The sequence below is a fragment of the Phormidium sp. CCY1219 genome (genome assembly GCF_055795085.1).
This window is the reverse complement of sequence record NZ_JAYFEQ010000951.1, coordinates 14311-33872: the sequence shown is the minus strand read 5'-3', so window position 1 is coordinate 33872 and position 19562 is coordinate 14311. Positions and strand designations below refer to the sequence as shown.

The following is a 19562-nucleotide window of genomic DNA, read 5'->3' as shown; positions in this document are numbered from 1 at the left end:
AGAGTGCCAAAAGCACTCACATGCAAACATTTTGCTGCTTTACTTGTAATTCCTTTCCCCGAGAATCCGTATCCTCCCACCGACAGATTTTCGATTCACTTTCTCAAGGAAACCGGGATACAACCGTAGGGTGGGCATTGCCCACCCTACCTAACTACCTACCCTTGCGGGATAAAGCACTCCGGAGTAAAACTCCCATGCAACCCATAGGGAATATGATGTTTTAAATGCAATCGCGCAATCGGTCCGCAATCCAAATCCCGCGCATCTAAAATCACCAAATCCGAACGATGATGGGCCGCATCGTACATCAACAATAACACCCAGCCATCATCTTCTGTGGTGCCATTTGGACGGGGCACGAACACCGGTTCGCCGCCAAAACCGCGCGGCGCTGCACTCCAAAGCTGCCGATTTCCGGTGGCTAAATCGAGCTTTAAAATGGCTTGCAAAGGTGCATTTCCTGCCGCTTCGTGGGCTGTGCCGATATATAAATACCGATACGGGCGTCCCACATTTTGCGGATGCAAGGTGGGAAATTCGCAGCAGCGAGATTCTAGGGTTTGATGGGTTACGGTTTCCCGGCTTAAATTCACCTGAAATCGCCACAACTGTCCCGCCGGAATGGTATCAAAATCTATTTCTCGAAAATCCGCGTCGGGTTCCGGGGAGGGAAACGAATCGTAGCACACCGAATCGACAAACACCTCGCCGTTTTCTTCCCATGCATTGGCATGATGGAAGACAAAACAAGGCTCGGTTTCTAAAATTTTTACCGTATCTTTGCCGTTGCGGGGGATTAAAATAATCTTGGTGGGTTCTTGGGGATTGAACCGCAAGCACTGACTGGCACTGCGCCATCCCAGCAGGAATGGTAAAGGATTAAAGCTGACGGGATTTTGGAAGAAAATGCAGTAATTTGGCGTGATGGCCATATCGTGCAAAAATGCAAATCCTGGCACGGAATGGGCGTGGCGTCGCACCATTTTTCCGGCGCGATTGAGTTCGTAAATGGTAATGGTGGTAGACAGTCCGGGTTTTACGGAAAAATTCACCAAACAAGGTTCGCCGCCGTCAGCTTCACAATGGGGGTCGATGCGGGGATGGGCGGCGAAGGCGTCTCCCGGTTGCAAGGCATTGTTTAGGGAGTCGATGCCGATGGTTTCTAAGCTGTTTGGATCGAGTCGGTGCGGTTGAGCGGCTTCCCACAATGCTAAGAGTTTATTGCCCCAGTAAATAATGTGGGTATTGGCAATATTTTTGATGTTGAAATCGAAGAAGTTGGCCAGCCATCCGCCGGGTTTTTGGGTGCCAAAAACGCCACGATAAAGAATTTTTCCGGCTTGCTGTTCTTTTAAGTAGCCTTCGGTGCGGACGTAGCGATTGCTGAAGTAGGCGCGACCGTTTTTTAAGGCGATTTTGGCAATCATTCCATCGCCATCAAAGGGGTGATGAATTTGCTGCCCGTTGATATCGAGTAAGCCGGGACCGTTGCGGAAAAGGGTGCCTTCTAGGTCTGGGGGAATTTCTCCCTCGATGTTGTCTATCCAGTAGTCATATTCGTTGGGTTGGGATTCGTAACCTTTTTTCCAGTCTTCGCGATCGTAGGGGCGATCGCGCTTGGGTTGGGTGGAGGAAAGGCGGTCTTTCGTTTGCATATTGCGTTGAATTTACAAATTTTAACTTTTTGTTTTTTAGCGGATTTATCTGAGGCTGTCAACCGGGAAGGATGAGGGTGATTTTGTCATCCTTCCTGGGTGGGAGTTATGCTTGCAGGCTTTCTACGGAGGGCTGGGATTCGGGTGGGGAAACCGGGGAGACTTTGGTGGAGGTGCGATCGCTGTTGTCACCGTCGGGAAGCCAGTGGAGGAAGGGGAGGGGCAGCAAACTGCTGAGGTTGGCGATCGTAATTAATATCCAGAGGTTATCAAATTGGGTTTGCGTCACGTCCAACCAATGCATTAACAGTGCGCCTTCTTCGTATGACAGAAGTCCGGCTAAATTGGTTACGGACATCAGCAGGGCAAATAATGTGGCTTCTACCCCTTTCGGGCACAGGCGGGCGGCGAGTACCAATACGGGCATATAGGCAATCTGTCCCATGACGGTGAGAATCAGGCTATCGCCAATGCTGAACCAGCGATCGTCTATCCCGATCGCCCGGTTGGCGTGGGTGACGAGGAGCAATGCGCTCATTCCTAGCACTGCGGAAAGCACGGTTGACCACCTGAAGATTGTGCGAAAGGGGATACTTCTCAAAAAGCGCTGGAACAACCACACCCCCAGTAAGGAGGCGATGCTGGTGACGAGTCGCACTCTCCCTAGAAATTCCGGCTCAAATCCCAATTCGTTGGTGGTGAAGAAGAAGAAGGCGGAATCCGATGAGGGGGTGGCTTGCCAGATAAATAAAAAGGCGGTGGGCAACCAAATGGATTTTTGCGCGATCGCACCTTTGAGCTGTTTCACTTGGTCTTTCACGTTGCTCAACCCCTGATGAGCGTCGCGCACCGGTTCTTCCGCAATTAACCACGCCACTCCAGACACCAGCAAGGGAAAGGTAGCGGTAATCAAAAACACCGTTTGCGTGCTAAAGGCTTCCAGCAGAGAACCGCTCAAATAGGCGGTAATCAGCCCGCCCACTGCTGATGACCCCCAGCACAAGGATTGCAGGGAACCCGCGTCGCAAAGCGATTCTTTTCGCGCGCGCTCTACCACCAGGGAATCTACAATCACGTCGCTCACCGCCACTGACAGGGAACTCAGCAGCATCACCGCTGTCGCCGCCCACCCCGTGTGTACGATTGTCGCCATGCTGACCCAGGAGAGGACACCCAACAGTCCGGATAACACAATATAAGGCCGTCGGCGATAGCCGAAAATGGGAAAGGCATCGGAAATAAATCCGAATAGGGGCTTGACAATCCACGGAAAAGCTGCTATACCCATCAAGGCCGACACTTCCGCCGGACTTAACGCCAGTTCGTCTTTTAGGAAGAAACTGACGGCAAGTCTGGCTAACCCTAAAATCCCCTGGACAAAATACACCAGCAGAATGGCTATCAGTTCTGGGGTGGGTTCGTTTCCGAAAAATAGTTTCTCTTTTAGGGAGGCTTTCAGTTTGGCTGTGGCAACCGGGTTAATAAACATTAGCTTAACAAATTTTAACAATTCGCAATACTTTATAGCATATCTTCACCTCGGGCGGTTTGCCTACTCCATTTGGGTGAATTCCCCCCTCGATGCGAGGGCAAGGGCAAATGTGAGGGGCCGTTTTATCTGCTTTCCCCCTAATCCAGTTTGCCTGGATCCTCCTCCGGGGCCGCCCTCGGAGTGAAATTACAGGTAAATTCGTCTTATATTGTCAATTGGCAATTAAGCAGCCGGATTGCCTAGACTTGGGCGATCGCAAATTAGAAATTGCAGAAGATTTGAGTGGGCCGGTTTTGAAGGTAGGGAAAGCTTACTTATTTTTTCCGATCCAAATACCCTTTGAAGCCGAAATCACTTGCAAAACCCCCCGCTAAATCTAATGCTGATTTTACCAGTAGCATTGAAATGAGAGAAGTAGGATAAAATCCCCTTGAAACGCTCTAAATTTAAGGGAGTCAAGCTTGCCCGATAAAGAGGCATATTTTTATTGGATAGGGTTTTGTGACTTCACCGCTGGGCGTAGTTGGAGGGGCATAAGATAAGAGTTTGCCGCAGAGTGAAAACCAGGGGAGAGCATCAGTTAGACGCTACTTCTGAGGCGATCGCGATTATGGATGGCGATGAAATCTTGATGCTCGTTTGTGGTTTTCTCAAGTGGAGATGACGATGCCGGAAAAAGCGATCGCCTGCTGACTTGAAGTCCCAGCAACATCGGTGGAAAGCGGGCAGCGGGAATCGAACCCGCATCAATAGCTTGGAAGGCTATGGTTTTACCACTAAACTATGCCCGCGCAGCGTTTTCTCGCCAGCATTAACAATAATAACATACTTTTCTGGTTTGACAAGCGGTTTGGCAAATTTTTTTTTACAGGCGCTCCACCTTGAGGTAAACCTCTAGCAAGCAAGCCACCGGCTGACCTGCAGTTTCGGCAGGTGTGAAGTTCAACTGGCGAGTGATGCGAAGGGCGAAGTCCCAATACTCCTGACCCACCGCCTCTGGTTGGACGGCGAGCAGTTCGGCGCGACCGGTGGGGTCGATTAATAAGGTTAACACCAATTCTTCCGTAATTGGGCTTTGTCGGTTTGAGGGGTAGACGATCGCGGAAAACTCGGGGGGCTGTTCGATAACCTGGGCGGCGCGATCGGGAATATCTCTGCCATGATTGGCAAGGCGAACGTTTGTCAGCGTTGCCATCACCCCGACCCCAGTTTCGGTGTTTGACCCCGTTTCTGTCTCTTGCCCTTCCGTGGGTTCCGCTGGCGCGGGTGAGGAATTAGCAAGGGGTTCCGGTTCTGGTGTCGGTTCGGGAGTTGGTGTTGGTTCGGGAGTTGGTTCCGGAGTTGGTGTTGGTTCTGGAGTTGGTTCGGGAGTTGGTGTTGGTTCTGGTGTTGGTTCGGGAGTTGGTGTTGGTTCTGGTGTTGGTTCTGGAGTTGGTTCCGGAGTCGGAGTTGGTTCCGGGGTTGGTTCGGGAGTTGGTTCCGGTATCGGTTCCGGTGTTGGTTCCGGGGTTGGTTCGGGAGTTGGTTCCGGAGTTGGTTCCGGAGTGGGTTCTGGTTCGGGTTGGGGGGAGAGTTCCGGGGTGATGAGGTTCGGGATTAGGTCTGGTTCCCAGAGTTCGCGACGAGAGGTGAGGCGTTCTCTTGGGGAGGGGAGTGGGGGTGCAGGCGCTGGTGGGGGAGGGATTAATGGTGCTGGGGAGAGTGGGGGTGGGGGTTTGGGAGAGAAATCGGAGGTTTCCCGACGAGTGGTGAAGCGCGGGGTGGGGGGTTCCGGTTCGGGTTCCGGTGTGGGTTCCGGTTCGGGTTCCGGTGTGGGTGGGGGGGAGGAAGGGGTTTCGGCGGAGATTTCGATTAAGTGAACGGCGATCGCATCGGAAAGGGTCGGGGGGCGATCGGCGCGTTTCACCTCTTGTACCCAGCAAAAGGCGGCGAGAAGATGTAGAGAGACAGAGGCGAAGTAGGCGGCGAACCACACCCCAGCAGATACTTCCGGATGGCTTGGTTTGATTGGGATTGACATGTTTGGAAAAATATGGTAATAAAACGGCGTTCCGGAAACCATTGAACCTTTAGACTTACGCCAGCGACGGGGAGACAACCGGGTTAAGCAAGGGGGCAAATGATGGCGATCGCGCCTCGTGGGGGGAGAGGGTGAGGGGAAAGATAAAAAAAGCGATCGCGGATGCCGCTTGGGGAGGAATTTGAGATAGAATCAAACTGTCCCTTGGGGATGGGAAGGTTTGATGCCAAATTCCAGATGAGTGCTGCAACCGTGCAAACGATTAAATTTCTCAAGCAACCGACATTGCCCGAGTGGGTGGAGTTAGCGATCGACAATATAGAGACAATTTTGCTGGATCATTCTCACTGCGAACGAAAAGCGGCGGGAGTAGCGTTAAATTTAATGTTTCGCTACCCGTCGAACGAGAAAATGGTGCGAATGCTGACCGCGATCGCCAGAGAAGAACTGGAGCATTTTGAATTAGTCAACCAGCATCTCGAGAAGCGGGGTATTCCCTTAGCGCCGTTAAATGCGCCCCCTTATGCGGCGGGATTAAAAGCGCAAATTCGCCGCAACGAACCCGAGAGATTTTTAGATTTCTTATTAGTTTACGGACTGATTGAAGCGCGCAGTCACGAACGATTGGGCTTGCTGGGGGAACATTGTCCCGATGCGGAATTAGCGAAATTTTATCGCAGTTTGATGGCATCGGAGGCGAGACATTATGGGGCGTATTGGATTTTAGCGACCACGTATTTTGAGCGAGACATCGTGACAGCGCGGTTAGAGGAATTAGCCAATGTAGAAAGCGAATTGCTCTCCACCCTGTATCCACATCCGAGAATTCACAGTTAGGGGGTGATAGAGAGAGACTGGAGGTGGGGGAAAAGGAGAGTATCGGGGGGGGAATTTATCCATCGCAAGGAAAGGGGGGATTAATGCAGGGTTGGGGGTCGCGTGGGGGCGATCGCAGCAGGTCAATGCAGTAGCGATTTCGGCCTTCTTTTTTCGCGCGATAAAGGGCTTTATCGGCGCGATGGATCAGGTCATTTAAGCAGTCGCGATCGCGGGGGATGGTACTGGCAATTCCGAGGCTCAACGTCACGAATGGACTGACAGCAGAAGCGGGATGGTGGATGTGGAGTTGCTGTATTTCGTGCTGGATGCGTTTCGCGACGCGCAAAGCGTTACGAATATTGCTAGCGGGCAGAATGACCACAAATTCTTCGCCGCCATAACGGGCGACTAAATAGTTGGGTCTGTTCACCGCCCGGTAAATGGCTTTTGCCACACGCTGCAAGCAAGCATCGCCGGCGAGATGACCGAAGGTATCGTTATAATTTTTAAAAAAATCGATATCGCACAGTACCAAAGAAAGGGGGGAACAGTCTTGCTGCGATCGCTGCCATTGTTTTTGTAAATATTCATCAAAATGCCGCCGATTGGCCACCTGAGTTAAGCCATCCACACAGACCAATTCCTTTAACTGCTGGTTAGCTTGTTGTAAAGCATCTTCTGCGTGGCGGCGTTTTTCGATTTCCTGGCGCAGTCGAGCATTTTGCAATTCAAGCAATTGATTTTTTTCCTGTAGTTCTTTCTGCAAGCGCTTCAGGTTGAGTTGGTTTTCCACCCGCGCTTCGACTTCCGGAAATTGAAACGGTTTGGTAATGTAATCCGCGCCACCGACTTCAAAGGCTTTGACCTTATCTTGAACGTTATCTAAAACGCTAATAAAGATAATCGGAATTTCGCAAGTTTTATCCATTGATTTCAAGGCTTGGCAAACCTGGTAGCCATTCATATCCGGCATATTAATATCGAGTAAAATGACATCCGGGGGTAAGGTTTGGCAAGCCATCAGGGCAATTTTTCCGTTTAAGGCTTTGCGAACCCGATAGCCGCGATTTTGCAGCATGGAGGATAACAGGCGCAGGTTATCCGGTGTATCGTCAACGATGAGAATATTGCCTTTTAGCGGTTCGTCTGCATGGTGATTCATGTGATTTTTCCCCCTGTGGGTGTCGATCGCCATTGGGGTGAAGAATCCAGCAACTCTAAAACGGCTGAACTCTGCAAAGGTTTAGCAAAAAGATAACCCTGACCGAAGGTGCAGTGAAGTTGTTGGAGTTGGGCGAATTGGGAGGAGGTTTCTATGCCTTCGGCGATCGTGCTCATGCCGAGGGTATGAGCCATCTGAATAATCGCCATCACCAACCCTTGTTCCCGGGTTTGCTCTATGCGATCCACGAAAGACTTGTCGATTTTGAGGGTATTAAAAGGGAAGCGATGCAGATAGCTCAGGGAAGAGTATCCGGTGCCAAAGTCATCGATGCATAATTCAATATTGCTGCATTGGAGTTTCTGAATCAGTTTCATAGCGCGGTCTGGATTCTCCACTAAAGCGCTTTCGGTGACTTCTAGTTTTAAGTATTTGGGGTTCAGTTGCGTTTGAGTGAGGATGGTGGCAATTTTTTCAGTTAAATCCGTTTGGGAAAACAAGCGCCCGGAAAGGTTGACGCTGACGGTGAGGGGAGTGCTGCGGCGGTAGCGCATCTGCCACTGTTTTAGCCGATCGCAAGCTTCCTGCAAAACCCAAAGGTCAATCTCGGCGATCGCACCGGTTTCTTCTGCAATGGGAATGAACTGCGCCGGCGAAATTATGCCCCGGGTGGGATGTCGCCAGCGCACCAATGCTTCAAACCCAGAAATAGTGCCGGTTTGCAGAGAAACGATTGGCTGATAACAAACGATAAATTCTTTCCGGTCTACCGCTCTTCGCAAATCGTTTTCTAGCTCTAAAAGCTGCAGGGCTTCTTGGTGCATTCCTGGGTCGAAGACGTGATAGCGGGCTTTTCCCAATGCCTTTGCGCGATACATAGCGGTGTCGGCATCGCGCAATAAATATTCCGGTTTGTCATCTTCGCGATCGCCTAAAGTAATCCCAATACTCGCATTAATAAACACTTCATATCGCGACAGTTGAAACGGGTTAGAAAGGGACTGCAAAATATTTTCTGCCATGTCGGTGGCCATGCCGATATCGCTGACCTGTTCTAAAAGGATGGCAAATTCGTCGCCGCCGAGACGGGCCAGGGTATCGGCTTCGCTCAACAACATTTCCAGGCGACGGGCGATGGCGCTTAACAGTTCGTCCCCGACAAAATGACCGAGGGAATCATTAATCACTTTAAAGCGATCGCAGTCGAGAAACAGCACCGCAAACTGATACTCTTCCTGTTGTTTGGCGCGGGCGATCGCCTCGTCTAAGCGCCCCATCAAAAACGCGCGATTCGGCAGATTCGTCAGCGGATCGTGCAGAGCCATATTAAGCAACTTAATTTGCAACTGCTTGCGTTCCACAATTTCTTCTTTGAGGGCTTCATTGGTAGATTCGAGCTGACGGGTACGTTCTTTGACGCGCTGTTCGAGTTCCGCATTGAGGTTGAGAATTTCTGCTTCTGCTGCCTTGAGCGCCAGTTGATATTGAACCCGGGCTAAAACTTCTTCAAATTGAAACGGTTTCGTGATATAATCCACAGCGCCGATGCTAAATGCTTTCACCTTATCCAGGGCATCATCTAGGGCACTGAGAAAAATCACGGGAATCTCGCAAGTCTTCGGATCCGCTTTTAGGGTTTGGCAGACTTCATAACCATCCATATCCGGCATCATTATATCGAGCAAAATGAGATCGAAGCTTGCGGTTTGACAAGCCATCAGCGCCATTTGCCCGTTTAAGGCTTTATAAACATTATACCCTTCGCGGTTGAGGAGTTTTGCTAAAAACCGCAAGTTGGTGGGGGTATCGTCAACAACGAGAATGTTATGTTTGGAAGGATCGACCTGAATAAAATTCATCTAATATCCGGATAAATCACGATAAACAACTATTTTAAGTTTAGAGCTTTTTCGGCCACCGGGAGACGATTTCCGTCAATGATGAACTGAGCGGCTCTCATCCGATGGAATATCCCTTGCAGATTCGGCATTTTTACTGTAGTGGATGTATCTAGGGTGACACACCACGGGGTATTTTTTCATCCCTCCTCCGGTTGCGTTAGTTCCATAATGATTTCAAATTGAAAATTATCTGCTAACTGTGTCAGTGCCGTTGCCAAAGGATCCAGTTCTGGGGGAATCTGTTCGAGGGATTGCAAAATCAGATCGTCGCTACCCAAGCAGGAGGCGCGATGAACTTGCGCGACCCAGTGGGGGGGCATTTGAGACACATACTCCCGCAATCGATCGGGGGAAATGGAAAGCTCATCAGAAGTTTCCTTTTGCGCTTGGCAATTGTCGGATTCGTAAACATATGCAATTTTGAGGCAATCGGCTATTTTTTCGAGCAAGAGTTCTTCGCGAAAGGGTTTGGGGACGAATTCATCGCAACCCACGGACAAAACTTGCTTGCGATCTTCTTCAAAAGCGCTAGCGGTTAGAGCGATAATCAGGCTTTTTTCACCGCCGGGACTGCGTTTAATGGCTTGAGTGGCTTCATATCCATCCATCACGGGCATTTGCATATCCATACAGATAACTTGTGGCTGCCAACTGTGCCATAATTCCACAGCTTCTCGCCCATTTTCGGCTTCGCGGACTTGAAATCCAATCGATTGAAACAGGGTGCTTAACAACAAACGGCTTTCATAAGCGTCGTCTACCACTAAAATTCGATAGGTGCGATCGCTCACGATGCCGATCGCTTTGCGCCGGGGTTTCTTGTGTTCCACTTGGCTAGCATCGGCTTTGGCGATCGCGATATGAAAGGAAAAAATACTCCCCTTGCCCGGGGTACTGCTGAGTGTAATTTCGCCGCCCATAAATTCCACGAATTTTTGCGAAATCGGCAACCCCAACCCGGTTCCTTGGTTGGATTTTTCACCGATTTCGGTTTGGGCAAAGGGTTCAAAGAGGCGATCGCGCTCTTCTGGGGAAATTCCCGGCCCGGTGTCTTCGATTTCAAAATAAAGACGTTCGGAGAATTGTTCCTGCAGTCCCGAGGGGTTGGTTTCCCCTTCTCCCACGCGAACGCGCAAGCTCACCGACCCTTTTTCGGTAAATTTAATCGCATTCCCTAACAGATTAATCAAAACCTGTCGCAATTTTCCTTCATCGGTTTTGACATATTGGGGCAGGTTGGTTCCTCGCTGGAAAATCAGCCTCAATCCTTTCGCATTCGCTTTCAGGTGCAGCATTTCTTCTAAAGTTTCGAGCAAGGCTAACAGGTCGAAGCTGGTTTGGTTAAAAGTCGTCCTCCCCGCCTCGATTTTCGACATTTCTAAAATATCGTTAATTAAACCGAGTAAATGTTCGCCGGAGCGATTGATAATCCGCAGTTTTTCTTGCTGGTCTGGGGATAAATTTATGTCCCGGTTCATCAGTTGCGTAAAGCCGAGAATGGCATTGAGTGGGGTTCTCAATTCGTGACTCATAGCGGCAAGAAATTCGCTTTTTGCGCGGTTCGCCGCATCAGCAGCATAGGCCGCTTGTTGCAGGGCGTTGGATTGCTGCTTGGTCTGTTGCAGGAGTTGAGCTTGCTGGAGCGCCACCCCCAGTTGAATGCCGATTTGCACTACGATATTAACCTCGGCTTCTTTCCATTGCCGAGGGCTTTTATTTTCATAGGCGGCGAGCAATCCCCAGAGTTTTTTGCCGCAGAAAATCGGTACGGTAATGTAGGCTTTGGCTTGAAAGGATTCTAAGAGTTCGAGATAACAGGGTTCAAATTCGGCGGCGTAAATATCTTCCACCACCAGGCAGTTCGCGCCGCGCCCGTATGCACCGCCTTGGGTTTGTTTTAAGTAGGTATCTTCGAGGCTTTCTGAGGCGCTTTTCCATTCGATAATCGTGCAATTTTCATCGTTAATGGTGTAGCGGATTGTCGAGCCGTTTTCGGGGTATTTTATCACTAACGGTTTCCATTCGCTGCCCAGGGATTCGCAGACAAATGTACCGCTCCAGTCGGCATTAAACTGATAGACGGCGACGCGATCGCAGTTGAGGACTTGCCGCAGTTCGGAGGTGGTGGCGCTGAAGATTTGTTCTAAATCTAAGGTTTGCCGCATTCGTCGCAGGGCTTTGGCGATCGCTCGTTCTCGTTCGGCACTTTCTTCTAATGCAATTTGCGCTTTTTGTCGCTCCAATTCGGCGGCGGCACGCGCTGCAAAAATTGTCAAAATCGATTCTCTCCCGGAGTTGTTCTCCCTGACGTCCATATCGAACACCGCTAAATGTCCGATGTATTTTCCCTCGGAGTTGAGTAATGGAATTCCCACAAAGCTTTCTACCCTTAAGTGGTCCGATGCGCCATCGTGCAACAGGAATGCTTCGGCACAATGAAGGGCGGTAGGGGTTTCCCGGGAGGTGAGGTCTTCCTCGGATGTCTTTTTGAGGTGGTACTCGATGTTTTCTCCCCAGGTTTCGCCGGTCCACAAGGCTAAAGTGCGAAAGCGACATGTGGTTTCATCGATGAGTTCGGCGATCGCCGCATATCGCACTTGCAGCACTCGCGCGAGATAGCGCACGCAGGAGGAAAAGAATTCATTGCCGGTGGTGGCGGCGGTTCCTTCTACAATGGAAAACAAGGCTTCTTCGGTTTGTTTGCGATCGGTGATGTCGGTGACGCGCACTAGGGTCATTTCCTGCCCCGCCACTCGGATCGGTTTGATGGCTAAGTTTCCCCAAAATGTCTTGCCGCTTTTCGTGATGTATTCCAGTTCGCTACTCCAACAACCCTCCCGGCTCACTTCTGTGCTGATTTGCGCTATTTTTTCGGCTGAAAAAGGCTGTTTTTGCAGGCTGTGTTCTTCCAACCCGATGAGATTTTCTTTCCCCTGTGCTTCAAATAGTTCTACCGCACGGCGATTGCAGTCGGCAATTTTATTGCTCTCAGGATTGACGAGAAAAATTGCATCGGCAGATTCATTGAAAATCGATTCGAGTAAGTCTTTGCTGCGGAGAATTTCAATTTCGGACCGCAGGCGATCGCTGATGTCGGTGGCGGTGCCTGTAGTGCCAATGACGCGCCCTTCGCTGTTTCGCAGGGGAATGGCATTAAAAATGAGGTGGATTTCGCTGCCGTCTTTGGCAATATGGGTGGTTTCGTATTTCACCCACGGGGTTCCCCCTAACAAATTTCGCAGGGCTTTTCTATCTTGTTTCAGTCGCTTGGCACTGACAAATTGGGTATATTTTTTCCCGAGAGTTTCGGCGGGAGAATAGCCATAAATCTGCTCCACGGCAGGGTTGACAAAGGTATAGCGTCCCCGAATGTCCATCGACCAAATCAGGTCTTGGGAGGTCTCGACGAGGGCGCGATGTTTCTGTTCGCTTTGTTCCAAGGCTTTTTGGGTGAGGCGACGTTCGTTAATTTCGCGCTGAAGCTGTCGGTTTTGCCGATCGCGTTCGGCGCAAGCCTGTTTTTCGCGATCGAGCAGTTGCGCTCCGGCGATCGCGATTCCGAGTTGTGCGGCGATCGCTTCGAGCAGTTCTCGCTCTTCTGCACTCCACTGGCGCAGTCGATCGCACTGGTGCAAGCCGATCGCTCCGTTGGGTTGCCCGTTGTATGACGTGCGAACGCTCAGCAGTGATTGGGCTTCCCAACAGTAGCCCGCTTGCTCCCTCTCTCCCCCTTCCTCGGCGCAAATGGCTCGATCTTCCCCTAACATGACCTCGAGGTGCGGATTGCCCTCGATGGGTACCTCTAACTTGTGGAACAGTTCGTACCCCTTCTCGGCGTAGTGAGCGACTAAGGATAATTTGGGCTGCGGGCGATCGCAATAGGTATGGATGGAACAGCGATTCACTTGAAATGCCCGCCCGATTTGTGTGGCGGCGGTTTCAAAAATTTGCTGCGGGTCGAACTGCGCGCGAATTTGTTCGGTGATTTGTCGCAGCAGTTTGCTGCGATGCAATTCGTTCTCTAGCGCCCGTTCCGCTCGCTCGCGTTCCCGCGCTTCTATCCCCAATGACACTAACTCACTTAAAGAGCGCACAAAATTCAGGTCTGCTTCCGTCCACTCCTGAGGCGTTTCTCCCCACTGTTCTACACAAAATACCCCCACGGTTTCTCCCCCAAGATATATCGGCATGTCGAGTCTCGCGGGGATCTGTGTTGGCGTTAACGCTCCCGTCTCTAATTCTCGGGTGCGCGGATCCTGGCGGGCATCCCCTACGGCGATCGCCACTCCTCGTTCTAATTCTTGAAAATATCTCGGATAATCTTCGACTTTTCTTTCCCCTGCTCGATCGTGCGATCGAGAATGGCGTGGGAATAACTCGATGCATTGCAATTGCCTGCGCGTTTCGTCGAACAACCACACGCTGGCTCGTTCGCTTTTCAAGTTCTCGATACTCGCTTGCACAATCGCTTGCACTGCAGTTTTTAAATCTCCCCGTTTGAGGGCTGGGTTTTTTGCCAGTTGGGTTAAAATTTCATTGCGATCGCGTAGGGTGTTTGCTCTCTCTACCAGCGCCGCTTCCGCTCGCAAGCGATCGCTGATTTCTTGTTGCAATTGACGGTTTTGTTTGGCAATCTGCCTCTGCAACCTACCCACCCTCAATTGCATCTCGATTCTCGCCATCGTTTCTGACAGCTCGAATGGTTTCGTAATATAATCAATTCCTCCCACGGAAAATCCTCTGACTTTATCAAATGATTCGCTCAATGCACTGATAAAAATTACCGGAATTTCATGGGTTCTCTCGTCGGCTTTTAACCGTTCGCAAACTTGATAGCCATCCAACCCGGGCATTAAAATATCCAGCAAAATTAAGTCCGGCGGATCGTCTCTTGCGGCTTCGATTGCCATGCCACCTTCCCTCGCCCCTCGAACCCTATATCCTTGCTTGGTCAACAATCGCGTTAACAAGCTCAAGTTGTCCGGAGTATCGTCAACTACTAAAATGCTGGCAGCCGTGGTCATTTTTAGATCGCTCATTGGACTCTCAACTTTTACCGTTGAATTGGGTGGCAAATTATGTTAAAATTAAGCCAATCGGTATCGAACCGGAAAGGGGATTATTCTGGATACATTTAACCCGTTCATTCTAGGGATAGTGGATAATTTGTAACCCCCCTACCTGCTACAACGCAATCGGTTGTGGGGTCGCCAACAACGGCCCGGTGAAGTCAGACCCTTTTGCTCCCCTACCCGCCGATTGCCGATCGCTGCTCAGGGAGCGAGAAATGCCGGGACATTCCTCCCTGACCCCGATCGCCGCTGCAGTTTGTTCCTCAGATGGTTCGTCCCATCAAAAACGCCCTCTCATTCCTGTGTGAATTTTATCAAAAATATGGGCGGGCGAAAAGGATGGAAAACTAAAATCAGCCGATCGTGTTAGTCTAAGGGAGCCTCTGTTGGTTTCTCTCCCCTCGATTCTGCTAACAAAGCGCGGGAACACAGCCGAGGTTGAAATCGCTGATGGTCTCCGGGCATCTCCCCCCGGAGGGAACTCCAGGCGCAGTTAACCCCAGGGAAACCCGAGAGGTTCCCCACCATCGGCGATCGCTAGGGATCCTGGAGGCCACCCCGATCGGCGATCGCCCCGGGCAATCCGCAAGTCTCTCGGGGGCGGTTCTCCCCGGTGCCAAAATCGCTTACAATTTAATCGATCGTCCCGAATTGCCAAGTTGATGCAACTTCAATATAATGAGTTCTTAATTCGCCCTTGGGAACCTCGCGATCGCGCGGCGGCGGCTGATGCGATCGCCCGGGTTTTAGCTGAATATGGTCTCCCTTGGGAACCCACCGGCGCAGACTCCGATGTCTTAAATGTGGAACGCTGCTATCAGAAAGTCGGCGGGGAATTCTGGGTGGTGGAACATCACGGCAAAATTGTGGGAACCGCCGCTTATTATCCCATCGCCCGAGGCAATAATGCAGCAGAAATTAGAAAAATGTATCTGTTACCCCAGGTGCGAGGTCTCGGTCTCGGTCGCTTTTTATTGCAACAACTCGAACGGGCGATCGAAGCGGCCAATTTTCAAGAAATCTGGATAGAAACCGCCAGCGTTCTTCACCAGGCGGTGCGGCTTTATGAAAGCTGTGGCTATCAACCCGCCACCGGGGTCGAAACCCCGCGCTGCGATCGGGTTTACGTGAAAACTAATCTCTTGTAGCAGTTCCCTCCACCACTAGGGATTGTCATGGCGGGCAAGGAATTCTATCAAACATGGGGCGAGGTCTAACCTGAAATCCGCTGAATGGGCGATCGAAGAAACGGGGGATTGAAATCCCACCGTGGCAAGGGAAAAAAGCCTACGCGGACTAATTTTTTTAACTATTCTTGCTATAGTTGAATAAATCGGTAATTTACTCTAGGAAGTTAGAACAGGGCGGTGCCCCGTCCTAACTTGAGGTAATCGCGTTCTCTTACTTGGCGGCTAAAGTATAATTTCCCCCGAGCGATCGCCTCAAACTCGGCTTCGTCAGAGCCACCGAAATGCGATCGCTGGCCATCCTCGCCCCAGCCAGGTTTCGCGCCACTGGCCCTACCTGCAAAGCCGCCAATCCACCCATGACGAATAACTCGCAACCCGGCCAGCGCAAATACTCATCTAACACGGGCAAACCCCCGACCGATTCCGGTGGATATACTTGGCAAACTTCCGACAATAACGGTTCGGCGGCCACATCCAACCGCGTACCGGTGGCCAACCCAATGCGATCGCATTCATACACTGCACCATCATCGCACATAATCCGCCATTGACGATTTTCCCACCGGGCACTTACCACTTCACAACTCTCGTAAATGGCCAGATTTCCCCGATGGGATTCCCGTCGCAACTGAGTGGCAACTTCTGGCGTCATCGACCCCCCATTGCGCGCCGAGGCGATCGCACGCCAACGTGCGACCCAATTCGCTTCCCGGCTAAATTCCTTCAGATACTTCGGTCCCAACCATCCCGGATCGGCGTCAAATAGTTTTTCTTGCAATTGGCGCTTCATCATTAACATCACCTTCGCACCTCGCTTTAATGCGCCGATCGCCAGATGTCCCGCCGTTAACCCGCCACCAATGATTAAAACCCGCTCTCCGTGCAACTGCAATTGACGCAGATCGATCTGATGGGAATGACACAGGCGATCGCTCGGATAGGGCGTTTGGATGCGACTCACCCAGTCAGGAAAATGCGGCGTACCGCCTCCCGTGGCCAGCACCACCCGTCGCGCCATTACCTCACTTTTCGCCCCCTCTAACGCCAAGCGAAAGCGATCGCGCCGCTTCCCGAAGAGGGGTTCGATGCGCCTCACTTTTGCCGCCACTACCCGATTTTCAAGCTGCCACCGGGCGATGGTTTTCTCACAAAAGTCCTGGAACAACTTCGTTCCCGGCAAATCGTAAGGCGGGAATAACTCGCGATCGCGCGTCTGGGCAAACCGACGCAGGGCAAAGGGATCCGGATCCGGATGGTGTACCGCCGGACTCCGCAAATGCGGGATTTCCAGCGCCGCAAACTGATGACACCACTGGGTCAACCATCCCCCACTGGGGTCAAACACCACAAACCGACGGCGCATACTTTTGCGCTTTTGCAACAGATGAGCCACCAGGGTCAGCGCCTGTGGCCCCGCGCCAATTATCGCAATGTCGATTTCGCAAGGAATCAAGGCAGAATTTTCGTTCATCGTTACTCTAACTTTTGTTCGTTCTTCGGTGGATAGCAATCCATAGCGTGAGAATTTGGCTCTTCTTACTTAACAATTGACCCACAGGCAGAACGACGCGATCGCCACTTCAGCGCTAAGATCGACAGATACGCCGTACCGGAGACCAAAATAATCGTGGCCCCGGAGGTCAAATTCAGGGTATATGACAGCCATAACCCAATGAAAGTAAACAGCACCCCCAAAAGACATGCGATCGCCATCATCTGTTTTAAATCTCTCACTAACTGAGTGCTAATCGCGGCGGGAATGGTGAGCAACGCGATGGTCAGAATCAATCCCACCACCTGCATCATCATCACCACCGTCAAGGCGATCTCCCCGAGGAGCAAGAAATATATCCCATTCACCGGCACATTTTGAATCGTGGCAAAGGTCTCGTCAAACGAAATCGCCACTAACTCTTTGTAAAACAACACCACCAGGGCGATCGCGATCGCATCGAACCCCAGCATGATTTGCAAATCGCCCGTGGGAACACTTAGAATACTCCCGAATAGATAGCTCATCAAATCCGCCTTGTATCCCGGCGTCAGATCCACCAAGATAATTCCCACTGCCATGCCCACTGCCCACATCACGCCGATGGTGGTATCGGTTCGCTCTCGAGTTTGGCGCTGCACGATTCCCATTGCCAACCCGGCGATCGTGCTAAATGCCACCGCACCTAGCAGGGGATTAAAATTAAAAAAATACCCCAAACCAATGCCTCCGTAAGCGGTATGGGCGATTCCGCCGGCGATAAACACGATGCGATTGACCACCACAAACGTGCCGATGATGCCGCAGGCTAAGCTCACTAACACTCCCGCACATAAGGCGTTTCGCATAAAATCGTACTGTAATGCTTCCATCATGGCTCTGTTCTCTCCTGGATATTTGCGTCTCGGACGGAGGAGGCGATCGGGTCTTCGATCGCTTTCGGGTCATAAAACAATCGGCGATTCAGATAACCCATTGTCTTCACATAAGGCGCAATTTCCTCCAAATCGTGAGAAATCGTTAAAATCGTTACCGACTGGTTGAGTTGTTGTAACAAGCGGTAAATCTTCATCCGCCCGCAGGCATCCACACTGGCGGTGGGTTCGTCCAACAGCAGGATGTGCGGTTGGGTCGCCAGGGCGCGAGCTACGTAAACTCGCTGGCGCTGTCCTCCGGAAAGGGTGCCAAACGGGCGATCGCGCCTATCGAACAAATCCACCTGTTGCAGACACTCCGCCACAATCCGATCGTCTTGCCGATTGTAGGGATGCAGCAAGCGACGCTTTGCCAGTCGTCCCATTCGCACTACATCCCACACCCGAATCGGAAAATCCCGGTCGCATTCCACGGTTTGCGGCACGTAACCAATATATCGTCGCCCCTGTTTCGCGCTCCTTCCCAAAATGCGAACCTCCCCCTGCATGGGTTGGAGCAGCCCCAGCAGCACTTTGATAAGGGTGGTTTTACCGCCGCCATTCGGTCCGCTCAGGGCGATGAAGTCTAAAGGGTTGACCTCTAGGGTAATGTCTTCTAAAACTGGGTGGCGATCGTACCCTGCCCACAAATGTTCGATCGCGATCGCGGGTTGGCCGACGGAGTTGGGTGTGACTTTTTGTGCTAATTGCATAACTGACTCCCCTAACGAATGTTCATCGCTACGGGACGCGGTTGGCGGGGAAAGGGTAACACTCCAACGCGAATGGTCGATCTCCCCTCGCTTAATACCCGCGAGAATGTACTGGCGATCGCGCCCAAGTTCTCCAGCCAATCCGGGGCGAGGGGATTGATGAGAATCACTTCCCCTCCAATTTCATTGGCGATCGTTTCGGCAGCTTTGGTGCTAAACTGAGGCTGGGCAAAAATCACCTGTATATTCTCCTGTTTCGCCCGTGCGATTAACTGTGCCATCTCCGCCGCACTCGGTTCGGTACCGCCAATCTCGATGGGAATCATCTCTAAATCGTATTCCCGGGCGAAGTAACCCCACGCGGGATGGAAAACCATGAATTTCCGCTGCTGCAAATTGGCAAGGGAGGCGCGAATTTCGGCTTCGAGTCCCCCAATGTCGGCGATAAACCGTTCTAGATTTTGTCGATATTCTGCTTGTCTCGGCGGGTCGAGTTCTGCCAAGGTATCGTAAATTGTCTGTGCCTGGATCTTGACTAATGCGGGTGAGAGCCATACGTGCGGATCCGGATTGGCATCCTGTTGATGACCCCCGGATCCGTGGTGCGAATGGGCGCTCATCGGCATCCGCTCGATATCTTGTGTGGTATCTACCAACCGCATCTGCGGGTTAGCCGCCTGGATTTTGTCCATCCAGGCATTTTCAAAGGGGACGCGGATGCGAAAGTACGCCTCTGCCTCGCTCAACGCCCGCAACTGAGAGGGTTTTGGCTCGTAGGTTGCCGGCGAAGCCCCCGGTTCCACCAAGACATTCACCCTCACGTTTTCGCCGCCAACCCGCTGGACAAAGTATTTCTGCGGCAAAATGCTGACGGCGATATCTAATGGATCCGTTTGCGCTCTCAATTCCGATTTTGGATTCTGTTGGCATCCCTCCAGGGGCACCACCGCAAAACACAGCACGGCGATCGCAACCCGCCAGGGTTTCATCCTCCCCGTACTCGCAAGCTTAGGGGCAACTGAGTTTTGCCGGCGCGGGGACTGGGTTTCGCTCTCCCCACTCCCCCGTCGGGAGGGATGGATCCAAAACAATCGCTGGATTTTCATCGGAAATTTTCCTTGACTTTATT

Annotated in this window: 14 protein-coding genes and 1 tRNA gene; 3 read left to right on the top strand and 12 right to left on the bottom strand. The window is 51.5% G+C overall.

Annotated elements, in window-relative coordinates; genetic code table 11:
- Positions 1–158: 158 nt before the first annotated feature.
- The 5 genes from AC0QH1_RS30935 to AC0QH1_RS30915 form a co-directional block, all read right to left on the bottom strand.
- Positions 159–1658, bottom strand: a complete 1500-nt coding sequence (locus AC0QH1_RS30935; RefSeq protein ID WP_324635286.1) for a carotenoid oxygenase family protein — start codon at positions 1656–1658, stop codon at positions 159–161.
- Positions 1659–1764: 106 nt separating this feature from the next.
- Positions 1765–3147 (bottom strand): folate/biopterin family MFS transporter, encoded by a 1383-nt coding sequence (locus tag AC0QH1_RS30930; protein WP_324635285.1) that lies wholly within the window; start codon positions 3145–3147, stop codon positions 1765–1767.
- A 723-nt stretch (positions 3148–3870) separates the two neighbouring features.
- Positions 3871–3941: transfer RNA gene (locus tag AC0QH1_RS30925), tRNA-Gly, on the bottom strand.
- A 74-nt stretch (positions 3942–4015) separates the two neighbouring features.
- Positions 4016–5170, bottom strand: a complete 1155-nt coding sequence (locus AC0QH1_RS30920) for a hypothetical protein (RefSeq protein ID WP_324635284.1) — start codon at positions 5168–5170, stop codon at positions 4016–4018.
- 55 nt (positions 5171–5225) lie between these two features.
- Positions 5226–5366: a hypothetical protein gene (locus tag AC0QH1_RS30915; protein WP_324635283.1), complete on the bottom strand. Its 141-nt coding sequence runs from the start codon at positions 5364–5366 to the stop codon at positions 5226–5228.
- Positions 5367–5407: 41 nt separating this feature from the next.
- On the opposite strand from AC0QH1_RS30915, the gene AC0QH1_RS30910 reads away from it, so the two are divergent.
- Complete coding sequence (locus tag AC0QH1_RS30910) at positions 5408–6007, top strand: MiaE family protein (RefSeq protein ID WP_324635282.1); 600 nt, start codon at positions 5408–5410, stop codon at positions 6005–6007.
- A 55-nt stretch (positions 6008–6062) separates the two neighbouring features.
- Here the strand turns inward: AC0QH1_RS30910 and AC0QH1_RS30905 are convergent, their stop codons facing one another.
- The 3 genes from AC0QH1_RS30905 to AC0QH1_RS30895 all read right to left on the bottom strand — a co-directional run bounded on the left by AC0QH1_RS30905 (position 6063) and on the right by AC0QH1_RS30895 (position 14091).
- Positions 6063–7151 (bottom strand): PleD family two-component system response regulator, encoded by a 1089-nt coding sequence (locus AC0QH1_RS30905; protein WP_324635281.1) that lies wholly within the window; start codon positions 7149–7151, stop codon positions 6063–6065.
- Positions 7148–9010 carry a two-component system response regulator gene (locus AC0QH1_RS30900; RefSeq protein ID WP_324635280.1) on the bottom strand — a complete coding sequence of 621 codons (1863 nt, stop codon included), beginning with the start codon at positions 9008–9010 and terminating at the stop codon, positions 7148–7150. The genes AC0QH1_RS30905 and AC0QH1_RS30900 overlap by 4 nt, the downstream gene beginning before the upstream one ends.
- Before the next feature lie 179 nt (positions 9011–9189).
- Positions 9190–14091, bottom strand: coding sequence for a GAF domain-containing protein (locus AC0QH1_RS30895; protein WP_324635279.1), 4902 nt, complete (start codon positions 14089–14091; stop codon positions 9190–9192).
- A 483-nt stretch (positions 14092–14574) separates the two neighbouring features.
- On the opposite strand from AC0QH1_RS30895, the gene AC0QH1_RS30890 reads away from it, so the two are divergent.
- On the top strand, positions 14575–14787 hold the full coding sequence (locus AC0QH1_RS30890; protein ID WP_324635278.1) for a hypothetical protein: 213 nt from the start codon (positions 14575–14577) through the stop codon (positions 14785–14787).
- Positions 14787–15272, top strand: a complete 486-nt coding sequence (locus AC0QH1_RS30885) for a GNAT family N-acetyltransferase (RefSeq protein ID WP_324635277.1) — start codon at positions 14787–14789, stop codon at positions 15270–15272. The genes AC0QH1_RS30890 and AC0QH1_RS30885 overlap by 1 nt, the downstream gene beginning before the upstream one ends.
- Positions 15273–15525: 253 nt before the next feature.
- Here the strand turns inward: AC0QH1_RS30885 and AC0QH1_RS30880 are convergent, their stop codons facing one another.
- The 4 genes from AC0QH1_RS30880 to AC0QH1_RS30865 form a co-directional block, all read right to left on the bottom strand.
- Positions 15526–16785 (bottom strand): FAD/NAD(P)-binding protein, encoded by a 1260-nt coding sequence (locus AC0QH1_RS30880; protein WP_324635276.1) that lies wholly within the window; start codon positions 16783–16785, stop codon positions 15526–15528.
- A 65-nt stretch (positions 16786–16850) separates the two neighbouring features.
- Positions 16851–17681, bottom strand: a complete 831-nt coding sequence (locus tag AC0QH1_RS30875; protein ID WP_324635275.1) for a metal ABC transporter permease — start codon at positions 17679–17681, stop codon at positions 16851–16853.
- A complete protein-coding gene (locus tag AC0QH1_RS30870) occupies positions 17678–18433 on the bottom strand; it encodes a metal ABC transporter ATP-binding protein (protein ID WP_324635274.1) in 756 nt (251 codons plus the stop codon). Before AC0QH1_RS30870 ends, AC0QH1_RS30875 begins: the two co-directional genes overlap by 4 nt.
- Positions 18434–18444: 11 nt before the next feature.
- Positions 18445–19539 carry a metal ABC transporter solute-binding protein, Zn/Mn family gene (locus AC0QH1_RS30865; RefSeq protein ID WP_324635273.1) on the bottom strand — a complete coding sequence of 365 codons (1095 nt, stop codon included), beginning with the start codon at positions 19537–19539 and terminating at the stop codon, positions 18445–18447.
- Between the last annotated feature and the right edge of the window lie 23 nt (positions 19540–19562).